Annotated in this window: 11 protein-coding genes; all 11 read left to right on the top strand. The window is 28.4% G+C overall.

What is annotated here, in order from left to right:
- The first annotated feature begins 4 nt into the window (after window positions 1-4).
- Window positions 5-1,078, top strand: a complete 1,074-nt coding sequence (locus ABD859_RS19890; RefSeq protein ID WP_345146389.1) for a Wzz/FepE/Etk N-terminal domain-containing protein — start codon at window positions 5-7, stop codon at window positions 1,076-1,078.
- A gap of 445 nt (window positions 1,079-1,523) precedes the next feature.
- Window positions 1,524-2,990, top strand: coding sequence for a flippase (locus ABD859_RS19895; protein ID WP_345146390.1), 1,467 nt, complete (start codon window positions 1,524-1,526; stop codon window positions 2,988-2,990).
- Entirely contained in the window at window positions 2,974-3,903 is a 930-nt protein-coding gene (locus tag ABD859_RS19900) for a nucleotide-diphospho-sugar transferase (protein ID WP_345146391.1), read from the top strand. Before ABD859_RS19895 ends, ABD859_RS19900 begins: the two co-directional genes overlap by 17 nt.
- Complete coding sequence (locus ABD859_RS19905; RefSeq protein ID WP_345146392.1) at window positions 3,900-5,003, top strand: glycosyltransferase family 4 protein; 1,104 nt, start codon at window positions 3,900-3,902, stop codon at window positions 5,001-5,003. The genes ABD859_RS19900 and ABD859_RS19905 overlap by 4 nt, the downstream gene beginning before the upstream one ends.
- Window positions 5,004-5,041: 38 nt before the next feature.
- The gene (locus ABD859_RS19910) at window positions 5,042-6,031 is read left to right on the top strand and encodes a GDP-mannose 4,6-dehydratase (RefSeq protein ID WP_345146393.1); all 990 of its coding nucleotides are present in this window, start codon (window positions 5,042-5,044) and stop codon (window positions 6,029-6,031) included.
- A 20-nt stretch (window positions 6,032-6,051) separates the two neighbouring features.
- Entirely contained in the window at window positions 6,052-6,825 is a 774-nt protein-coding gene (locus ABD859_RS19915) for a glycosyltransferase family 2 protein (RefSeq protein ID WP_345146394.1), read from the top strand.
- Window positions 6,825-8,141 carry an O-antigen polymerase gene (locus tag ABD859_RS19920; protein WP_345146395.1) on the top strand — a complete coding sequence of 439 codons (1,317 nt, stop codon included), beginning with the start codon at window positions 6,825-6,827 and terminating at the stop codon, window positions 8,139-8,141. The genes ABD859_RS19915 and ABD859_RS19920 overlap by 1 nt, the downstream gene beginning before the upstream one ends.
- Before the next feature lie 32 nt (window positions 8,142-8,173).
- The gene (locus ABD859_RS19925; protein ID WP_345146396.1) at window positions 8,174-9,304 is read left to right on the top strand and encodes a glycosyltransferase family 4 protein; all 1,131 of its coding nucleotides are present in this window, start codon (window positions 8,174-8,176) and stop codon (window positions 9,302-9,304) included.
- The gene (locus tag ABD859_RS19930; protein WP_345146397.1) at window positions 9,301-10,431 is read left to right on the top strand and encodes a glycosyltransferase; all 1,131 of its coding nucleotides are present in this window, start codon (window positions 9,301-9,303) and stop codon (window positions 10,429-10,431) included. Before ABD859_RS19925 ends, ABD859_RS19930 begins: the two co-directional genes overlap by 4 nt.
- Window positions 10,432-10,487: 56 nt before the next feature.
- A complete protein-coding gene (locus tag ABD859_RS19935) occupies window positions 10,488-11,054 on the top strand; it encodes a DapH/DapD/GlmU-related protein (protein ID WP_345146398.1) in 567 nt (188 codons plus the stop codon).
- A gap of 16 nt (window positions 11,055-11,070) precedes the next feature.
- The coding region (locus tag ABD859_RS19940) for a glycosyltransferase (protein ID WP_345146399.1) at window positions 11,071-11,440 on the top strand (370 nt) is incomplete at its 3' end.

Here is an 11,440-nt window from a genome sequence, read left to right on the forward strand (position 1 = left end):
ATTAATGGATAATCTACCGATAGAAAATGATGAAATATCATTAAAGAAATTAATTATAAAGATAAAGGAATGGTATGTTTACTTATTTTCGAAATGGAAAATAATTCTAGTTGCTGGATTTTTTGGAGCAATTTTAGGACTAAGTTATTCTTATATTAAAAAGCCAACTTATACTGCTACTTTATCTTTTGCATTAGAAGATGAAAAATCCGGAGGAGGTGGTTTAGGAAGTGCATTAGGATTAGCTAGCTCATTTGGTTTAGATTTAGGAGGAAGTGGAGGAGGAATTTTTACGAGTGCTAATCTTACGGAATTGTTTAAATCAAGATCAATGGTTGAAAAAACATTATTATCTCCAGTCAAAGTAAATGGTAAAATAATTTCTTTAGCAGAAATGTATATTGCAAATAATGAGTGGCGTAAAAAATGGGATGAGAAGTCAAAACTAACATCCGTTAAATTTATGCCTAATGCTGATCGTAAAAAATTTACTAGGGTACAAGATAGTATTATGGGGCTGATTTATAGTGATTTATCTAAGTCGGGATTGCTAGTTGGACAAAAAGATAAAAAAATATCTATTATAAATATTGATGTGTCATCCACAAATGAACTTTTTTCCAAATATTTTTGTGAAGCTTTGGCTAATCAAGTGTCTGAGTTTTATATAAGTACAAAAAGTAAAAAAGCAAGGGCTAATATGGAAATTTTAGAGCATCAAGTTGATTCTATTCGATCAGAACTAAACGGTGCCATTACTGGAGTTGCAGTTGCAACCGATAATACTTTTAATTTGAATCCCGCACTTAATGTTCGTCGTACTCCTTCTGCTAGAAGACAAGTTGATGTTCAGGCTAATACAGCAATACTTACGGAGCTAGTGAAGCAGAGCGAATTGGCAAAAGTTACATTACGCAAAGAAACCCCATTAATTCAAGTTATCGATAGACCTATTTTGCCCTTAGCGAAAGAAAGATTTAGTAAAGTTAAAGGTATAGTATTTGGAGGCTTTTTGTTTAGTTTTTTGACAGTTCTTTATTTAATCTTTCGAAAAATTTTTATTTTTTTAATTGATTAATAATACTCTATATTAATAAAATATAATACAATTATTTTTTTAAAGTAAATATCTTGCAAAAAAAACTTAAAGGGAATGCTTTTTAGAAAGTTTAACATTGTTTGTGTGTTTTTAGCTTCAAATAAAGTGAATAGAAATTCATATAGATTTTGACTTTAATGAAATTTTCTTTTAGTAATCTTTTAATATAATAAGTTTTAAAAACTTTAATAAAATAATGAAAGTAGTAATTTTAGCTGGAGACTTTGGCGCACAAGCCTCATGGAAGATACATAAGTAAGATTAAAAACAATGATGGAAAGTGATTTGAAACTATTAAAAGCTAATTGTCATTAATTATATTTTTAAGAGTATAGAATTTTGTACTTATTCTACGATTATAAAAGATACTCTCTTTAAATATAAAAGGCTTTTTTCAAGGAAATACTTCACGCAATTATTAATTATGAGCACAAAAAAAAATATTTTTTACAATACACTACTTTCTGTAAGTCAATTATTACTTCCACTTGTTACTTATCCATACGTTTCTAGAATTCTGGGGCCATCTGCTTTAGGTAAAATTAGTTTTATAGAAAGTATAAGTCAGTATTTTATTTTATTCGCAGCAATTGGCATACCAGTTTACAGTATCAGGGAATTTGGAAAATTAGATTTCAATGATAAAAAAGGTAGAGATAAACTTTTTTTTGAACTTTTTTTATTGCATCAATCTTTTTCTCTTTTTTTAATGTGTTTCTATATACTTCTATTCTTTATATTAGATGGTAATGATTTAAATCCATACTTGTATTTAATCGGAGGAGTAATGATTTTGATTAACCCGCTACTGATAGAATGGTATTATCAATCAAAAGGGAAATATGATTTCATAACTAAACGTTCATTAATTACAAAAGCCATCTCAGCAATTCTAATTTTTTTGCTTATAAAAAAACAAGATGATTTTGTCATTTATTATGCCCTTTTTTTATTTTCGCTAATAATGAACGTTTTGGTTAACCTATATTCATTTATAAAAGAAGGTCCTGTTTTTTCTTACAAAAATCTAGATTTTAGAAAGCATTTTAGGCCATTGTTTTTATTAGCGACAACTACGGTTGTAGGAAGTATTTATATTACCTTAGATACTTTTGTTCTGGGATTATTTAGTAGTTTTGAGGCAGTTGGCTATTATTCTACTGCTATTAAAATAGTCAAGTTGCCTCTTTCAATGATTAATGCAGTGGCAATAGTTTCACTTTCTCAAGTTTCAAGTGCATTTTTTAAAAATGACCTTGTTGCTGTAAGAGTGAATTTAGCAAAATCTTTAAAGTATGTTCTTACATTATCAATTCCTTTATCATTTGGAATTGGACTAACTGCAAAGTGGGTAATTCCACTAATTTCTGGTTCTGAATTTCTGCCAGCAGTTAGGGCAGTTCAAATTTTATCGCCAATAATTGTGATGATAGCGTTAAACTATTTAATTTTTGTGCAATTATTTACACCTGGACATAAAGAAAAGACAATGCTATTGATTACAATTTTTGGATCTTTGGTAAGTGTTTGCGCTAATCTATTTCTGGTTCCAAAATTTTCATACATAGGTAGTGCTATTACAACTACAGCAACGGAGTTTACAATATTACTTTTGTGCATTTTCATTTCAAAGGAAAAATTTCAAATCAATTTTGATTTTGATACCCTTATTAAGGCACTAATTTCTTGTATCTTATTTATTCCTTTTTTCTATTTGATTGATATGTTTGATCTAAAGGATTTCGTTAAATTAATTATTTGTTTTTTTTCTTGTGTGTCTAGTTATTTTTTGATACAGCGCTTTGCATTTAAAAATGAGATAATTTTTGTAGTTGAAGAATTTTGTTTGAGTTTTTTTAAAAATAAAATATTAAATGATAAAAAGTTTTGATTCAGAAATAGCGGTTCTAATAGTTATTTTTATAAGACCAGAGCAGACAAGAATGTTACTTAATGAACTTGAAAAAGTTAAGCCAAAACGTCTTTATGTAGTGTGCGATGGTCCTAGAAGTGAAAGTGATACTTTGCTAAGTAATGAAGTGAAGAAAATGTTTGAAGAATTGTCTTGGGATTGTGAGGTCAGAACCAATTACAGAAAAGAGAATATTGGTCCTGGTAAATGCGTGAGTGAGGGTATATCTTGGTTCTTTGAAAATGAAGAGATGGGAATAATTTTTGAAGATGACATTTTACCAAGTGAAGATTTCTTTCCATTTGTTTCCGAAATGTTAAAAAAGTATAAAGATGTTGATAGGATTGGTAATATTAGTGGATGTAATTATCAAGATGGAGTAAAAAGAGGAGATGGTTCTTATTACTTTTCAGCATTGACACATGCGTGGGGTTGGGCAACATGGAGAAGGGTTTGGCAGGATTATAGGTTTGATTTAAAAGATCAAAGTGAAAAAATAGATTTTAAAAATAATAAATCGTATAGACCATTTAGATTCTATTGGCAAAATATTTTGAAAATGATGTTGAATGGGGAAATTAATACTTGGGATTATCAGTTTGCGTTTTTAAATTTAATAAAAGGAAGGGTTAGTGTAGTTCCAAACAGTAATTTAGTTTCTAATATAGGTTTTAATGTAAGTACCACATCATATACAAATGCTAAACATCCACTCGCAAGTAAACAAACATTGGGTTCTATGAAAGAAAATATTCAGCCTTCTGTAATGGAGGTTAATGTTGATGCAGACATATATGAACAAAAAAATGAACTTGGTAATCCTGGTTTTTTGAATTTTTATGTTAAAAAAAACAAAGATTTATTATACCAACTTATAAAGGGTGAAAAATGAAAATACTATACGATCATCAAATATTTACACAGCAAAAGTATGGCGGAATTTCTAGATATTTTTTTGAGTTAATTAAAAGATTTGATGGAATTAATAATAGTTGTGAGGTAGCAACATTATTGACCGAAAATGCCTATTACAATAATAAATTTGATCCTAAGGTAAAGTCTTTTTTTTCAGGCACAAATTTTAAAGGAAAATCAAGAATAGTTAATTCAGTAAATAAACATTGTAGTAAAAGTAAAATTTCGAAAGGAAACTATGATGTATTTCACCCAACATATTACGATAAATATTTTCTTGAAAGTAGCAAAGAATTACCTTTTGTAGTTACTTTTTATGACATGATTCATGAAAAATTTTCTGGACAATTTGAGAGTTTAAGAAGAGATGGTGAAATTTTTGAGCAAAAAAAAAAATTACTTGAAAAATCATCTAAAGTAATAGCCATATCAGAGACTACAAAAAATGATATTATGGAGTTTTTTGATGTAGATGCGGCAAAAATTGATGTTGTTTATTTAGGGAATTCTCTTCAAAATTTTGATGTAGGTAATAAACCATTAATCGAAGAAGATTATATTTTATTTGTTGGTAATAGAAGTGAATATAAAAATTTTAATTTTTTTATAACAGCAATAGCTGAATTATTAATTGAAAACAATTTAAAAGTAGTTTGTGCTGGTGGTGGAGATTTTACTGCTGAAGAGATTCAACATTTAAGATTATTAAAATTAGAAGATAAAGTTGTTTTTAAAAAAATAATTAATGACAATGTATTATCAAATTACTATATTCATGCTTTGTTTTTTTGTTTTCCAAGTTTATATGAGGGTTTTGGAATACCAGTGTTAGAAGCTTTCGCTTGTGGTTGCCCAATATTATTAAGTAATGGGGGCTCTTTACCAGAAGTTGGTGGTGATGCAGCTGTTTATTTTGACCCTAATTTAGCAGATTCTTTAAAAATTGCGGCAAGCACTTTAATTAAAAATGAATCATTAAGGAATAGTTTAAAAATAAGGGGAATTAAGAGATTGGAGCTGTTTTCTTGGAATAAAACATTTAAGGATCATTTAAGTGTTTATGAGTCAGTGGTTTAATGAGATAAAATGTTAAGTGACCTTTTGCGTTATAGATAATGAATAAAACAAAACTAAAAACGGCTTTTATTACTGGTATAAGTGGTCAAGATGGAGCTTATCTTTCTAAATTGTTATTGGAAAAAAATTATAGAATTGTTGGAATTACAAGAAATAATCATGCTGAAAATTTAGAAAAATTAAAGCAACTTCATATTGCTGATAGTATAATTATGGAAGAATGTGATCTTCTTGATATTTCGAGTGTCATTTCTTTGATAAACAAATATATGCCAGATGAAATTTACAATCTGGCAGCTCAAAGTTCAGTAGGATTATCTTTTAAGCAGCCTATTGGAACTATTAATTTTAATATTGTTTCGGTATTAAATTTGTTAGAGGCTATACGCATTATAAAAGCAGACATTCGATTATACCAAGCATCGAGTAGTGAAATGTATGGAAAAGTTACTGAATTGCCTGTGACGATAAATACTCCAATGCATCCTTTAAGTCCGTATGCAATTTCAAAAGCCTCTGCACACTGGATCGTCGTTAATTATAGAGAATCATACGGATTATATGCTTGTAATGGGGTTTTGTTTAATCATGAATCTTTTTTAAGATCAAATGGTTTTTTTGTTAAGAAGGTTCTACAGGAAACAGTGAGAAACCAAAATAACTCAGATTGGGTTTTGAAGGTTGGTAGTATTGATATTAAAAGAGATTTCGGGTATTCGCCAAATTATGTAGAAGCTATGTGGTTAATGTTGCAAGTAGAAAATGCAGACGATTTTATTATTTGTTCAGGTAAGAGCATTACATTAAGATCTATTATCGAATATGTATTTGCTAAACTTAATATTTCAATTGATAAATTAGTAATAGATGATAATTTTATACGACCGACTGATATCGAAGATATTTACGGCGATAACTCTCCTGCAAAAGATAAATTAGGTTGGAAATATGAACTTGATTTCTTTCAAGTGTTGGATATTTTAATTGAAGAGGAGATAGCATCTTTTTTAAAGGAATCTCATGAATAAAAAGTTTAATAATTTTGAATATGACTAATACAAATAATATAGTAACACCTCTTGTAGCAATTATAACAGTTTCTTTTAACGCAGCAGCAACTATAGAACAAACAATACTAAGCGTTTTAAATCAAGATTTTGTTGACTACGAATATATTATAGTTGACGGTGGTAGTACAGATGATACGGTTGATATAATAAAAAAATATGAGCCATTATTTAATGAAAAAGGATCTGTTTTAAAGTGGATATCTGAAGCTGACAAAGGTATTTTTGATGCTATAAATAAAGGAATGAGTATTGCTGAAGCAGATTATTTACTTATAATTGGAGCTGATGATATACTTTCTACGAAGGATGTTCTAAATAGATTTGACCAATTTGATAAAATTAAAGATGCTGTTATATATGGAGATGTCTTTGCATTAGGAGATAAAAGGTTATATGATGGTAGTTTTAGTAAAATTAAATTAACATTAAGAAATATTTCACATCAAGCTATTTTCTATCCTAAGAGTGTCTACAAAAAAAATCTCTATATCATAGATTATAAACTTGCTTCGGACTATGAATATAATATTAGAATATGGGGGCAGAGAGTTATTTTTCAGAGAATAGATTTAGTAATTGTTGACTTTAATCAAACAGGTGTTGGAACTTTAAACGAGGATAAACTTTTTTTAGATCATAAAACAAGTATAATATACAAAAATTTAGGTTTTCAAAGTTGGTTAATAGCGATGTTGCAAAAAATTAAAATCATGGTTTTAGGAAAAAAAATTGTTTTTAATTTTTTTAGATAATGGAGTTAGCGCAATTTGCAGTAATTGTATTAGATAATTTCCTTTTATATATAATTGTTTTTGTTTTATTCTTTTTATTATATAGGTTTTTTTTTCTAAGAAATACTCTTGTAAATATTATAGATTCCTTTTTAATTGAAGCAATAACTTCTGCAGGTAGTGCTACAACAATTTTTGTAATGTGGTACAATAATAGTATTCAAGACAAGTTTCTTTTTTCTTTTATTACAACAGAAATTGCAATTTTTTTAGGGATAAATTTTTTTTTTCTGTTTAAAAAAAAACGAGTTAGACAGCTAGAACCTTTGACATTTAATGATTTTCAAAAGAAATATTTTTGTTTTTTTTTCTATGTTACCAGCTTTCTTTTTGTCTTGGTGCAACTCATCATTTTTAAAACTATTGGTATTACTTTATTAAGTACAGAGGAAGGTGTTAATCATGTTAATGCTTATGATGGTTTAGGAGTTTTATTTGACGTATCATTAGTAATAAAACCAATTTTTGCAACGGTTTTGTTTATGAAAAGAAAGATATTTAATAAATTTACTACTGTCGATTACTTCTTAATTGTCTTTTTGATTTTTGTTTCTATTGCTTCCGGATCAAAATCATCTTTTATGGTTTTATTTACTTGTTATGCATTTGTAGAATATAAATTTGCATCATTAGAAAACAAGGAAATAAAAAAAATACCTAAAAAATATTTATTAATATTTTTTACTTCAATATTATTTATAATAACCATAGGTTCCTTTGGTGGTGGTGACATAAGTGCAGCCACAAAACTATTTGAAAGAGTTTTATTTAGTGGGGATATATTTTTGTTAGGATATAATGATGAAGCAATTAGATATGTTATGATGGACAATAAAAATGCTTTTTCTTTTATTTTTTATCCTTTTTACGGCAAATTTCTTAAATTAATCGGAATTGATCTTACCCCAACCAACATAGGTGTTGGTCTTTACGACTTTACCTATGGTATTACAACATCAGGAAGTACTCCACGTCATAATTATTTATCTCTCTTGTTTTTAGGTGAAAAATTCGGTTGGATTTTATCTTTGCTAATAGGAATGTTTATAGGTTTTATACGATTTATTGCTTACGAGTTTAGAAGCGTTAAAAGCGTTACTTATAATATATTTATTATTCTTGTCGCGTCAATCACCCCATTTTGTATCACTGACATTTATTTATTTAATATGCTGTTGTTTATGATTTTGATTATGTTTTTAATTATAATAATTATAAGTTTTTTTCTTATGTTATGCTATATGAATACTGATTTGATTAAAATAAAAAATGAATAGTTGGTTTTTTTAATAATAAGCTATTTTTAAAAATGAAAATTGTATATACTATACACGGCACATGTAATCCAGGAGGAATGGAACGAGTGCTTATAAGCAAAGCAAATTATTTGGTTAATTTACCCAATTACGAGGTTTATATAATAACTTCAGGTCAGAAAGGTAGAGAACCTTTTTATGAGATTTCTTCAAAAGTTAAATGTATAGATTTAGGAATTAATTATTCTGAAACTATAAAAGGAAATCCTTTAATAAGGCTGTATGATTCAGCTATAAAATTTCTTCGCCATAAAAGAAGATTAAAAAGAGTCTTACTAGATATAAGAGCTGATATTGTTGTATCGATGTTTACAAATGATGTAAGCTTTTTGCATAAAATAAAGGATGGTTCTAAAAAAATTTTAGAAATACATTTTGGTAGAGAGTTCAGATTATTAAAGGATCGTAAAGGGGTTATGCGTTTAGTAGATGTTTATATGACTCATCTTAATGATAGAATAGTAACAAAGTACGATAAGTTTGTAGTTTTAACTCATCAAGATAAAGAAAGCTGGAAGAGTAAAGAAAATATTGCTGTGATATATAATGCAGTTCCTGATAGTGATAATAAAATTGTTTCTTCGCTTAATAATAAAAAAGCACTTGCCGTAGGAAGAGTTGTTTACCAAAAAAATTTCGAGCTATTAGTAGATCTTTGGGGAGAAATTGTAAAGAAACACTCAGATTGGATTTTAATTATCGTTTGTGTGGGGAGTACAGTAGAATTACAAGAAAGGATACAATCTAAGTCTTTGGAAAAGTATATTGTTCTTGAACCTCCAACAAGCAATATTAAAGATTATTATATTGATAGTTCATTGTATTTGATGACATCTAGATATGAGGGTTTTGGAATGGTTTTAGCAGAAGCTCAAAATTATGGATTGCCAATTGTTTCTTTGGATTGTAAATGTGGACCAAGAGAGATTGTAAATAACGATGAAAATGGATATTTAATAGAAGAGGGGAAATTAACTGATTTTGTGGAAAAAGTCTCAACTATACTTGAAAATGAAACTTTACGAAAAGAGTTTGGTAAAAATGCAAAAACAAACTCACTGAAATTTTCAGAAGAGATAATAATGCAACAATGGTTGCAACTATTTGAGGAGGTGGCAAAATGAAGATATTAATTAATTGTTCCACTCTAAGTGGTACAGGTGTTACTCAAGTTGCAGTTTCATTCATTAGAGAATGTATTAATATTCAATCAAATGAATATCATGTTTTTTTAAGTAAAACCGTTTCGAGAGAACTCGAAAACTCATCTTTTCCATCAAATTTCTTCTTTTATACTTTTGAGCATCATCCTATATATGGAATCAAAGGTTTTAAAATACGTAAAGAATTGAGAAAATTGGAAAAGAAAATTAATCCAGATTGTGTTTTTAGTGTTTTTGGACCATCTTGGTGGACTCCTTTAAAACCACATTTAATTGGGTATGCATATCCTCATTATGTATATCGAGATTCTCCTTTTTTCAAAAACATTTCCTTTTTTCAAAAAATTAAAATAAATGTCTTTGAATTAATACATCTTTGGTTTTTAAAACGAAATGGAAAATATTTTGTTTGTGAGACAGAAGATGTGTCCAAAAGATTAAGAAAATTATTTAATTGTACTGAAGAAAATGTGTATACAGTCTCAAATACCTACAATGATTTTTTCAATAGTTATAAGAGATTAGAAGAAAATATTCTTCCTGAAAAAGTTGAAGGAGAATTCCGTTTTTTAAGTTTATGTTCTTTTGCCCCGCATAAAAATCTAGTAATTTTAAATAAAGTTATACCACTAATTAATTCAAAATTTCCTGGCAATAAAGTTAAATTTGTATTAACTGTAGATAATGATTTATTCAACAAAAAAATAGATGATTCTGTAAAACCATCTATTATAAATTTAGGAAGAGTAGATGTTGACAAATGCCCACAGCTATATGATGAATGTGACTCATTATTTCTTCCAACTACTTTAGAATGTTTTTCAGCTAATTATCCTGAGGCGATGAAGATGAAAAAGCCTATAATAACTTCAAATTTGTCTTTTGCAACATCAATTTGTAAAGACGCTGCATTGTATTTTGATCCTTACGACGAAAAAAATATAGTAGAAGTTATTGAAAAATTAATAAGTTCTACTAGGTTAGCTGAAAATTTAGTAGAAATAGGATGTAAGCAATTGGATATAGTCCTTACACCTAGAGAAAGAGCAGAGGAATATTTAAAAATTTGCAAGGAAATTGCAAATTAGGACAATTCAATAAATTATATTTTGTAGCGTGTAAAATGAGAAAAAGATATACTTTTTTGTCACTAATTAAGCTTATTATTTGGGCGATTAGAACAAAATTTGTTTGGAGAAAAGCACGAATTATTCGTTTTCCTTTTGATGTAAGAGGCAAGAAATATATGGATGTTTCCGAGGGATTCACCACGGGGATAGGATGTAGACTGGAAGCATATCCTGTCGATGAGAGCAAGGTTTTGCGAATTGGAAAAAATGTTCAAATAAATGATTATGTACATATTTCAGCTTTGGAAAATGTAACAATAGGAGATAACGTTTTAATTGCAAGTAAGGTTTTTATATCAGATCTTAATCATGGTAGTTATGGCGCAGACGATATTCACGATTCGCCTGATACTCCACCAAACGACAGAAAGTTATATGCAAAACCTGTAACTATTGAAGATAATGTTTGGTTAGGGGAGTTTGTGTCTGTTTTATCAGGTGTAACTATAGGAAAAGGAACTATAGTGGGAGCAAACTCAGTAGTTTCAAGAAGCTTACCGCCTTACGTAATTGCTGTTGGAACTCCTGCGAAACCTGTAAAAAAATATAATTTTCAAAGTAAAAAATGGGAAAAAGTCTAAAAGGGTTAAAAATACTATGAAAATAAAAATAACTTCTTGTATAGTTTTATATAAGAATAATATTGAAATGTTAAGAGAAGCGATAGGATCTTTTCTTAATACAAATTTAAATGTAAAAATATATCTAGTAGATAATTCTCCAACAGATGAGTTAAAGGTATTGGTCACTGATCCTAGAATTGAATATATACACAATCCGGCTAATCCGGGATTTGGAGCTTCGCACAATGTTGCAGCAATAAAAGCGTTTGATCTAGTTTCAGATTATCATTTGGTGCTTAATCCCGATATTTATTTTAAGGAAGGAACTTTAGAGATGCTTACGAATTTTATGGATTTAAATTTAAGCGTCGGACACATAATGCCTAAAGTTACCTATCCAAATG

This window comes from Flavobacterium ginsengiterrae, from assembly GCF_039539785.1.
Lineage (GTDB): Bacteria > Bacteroidota > Bacteroidia > Flavobacteriales > Flavobacteriaceae > Flavobacterium > Flavobacterium ginsengiterrae.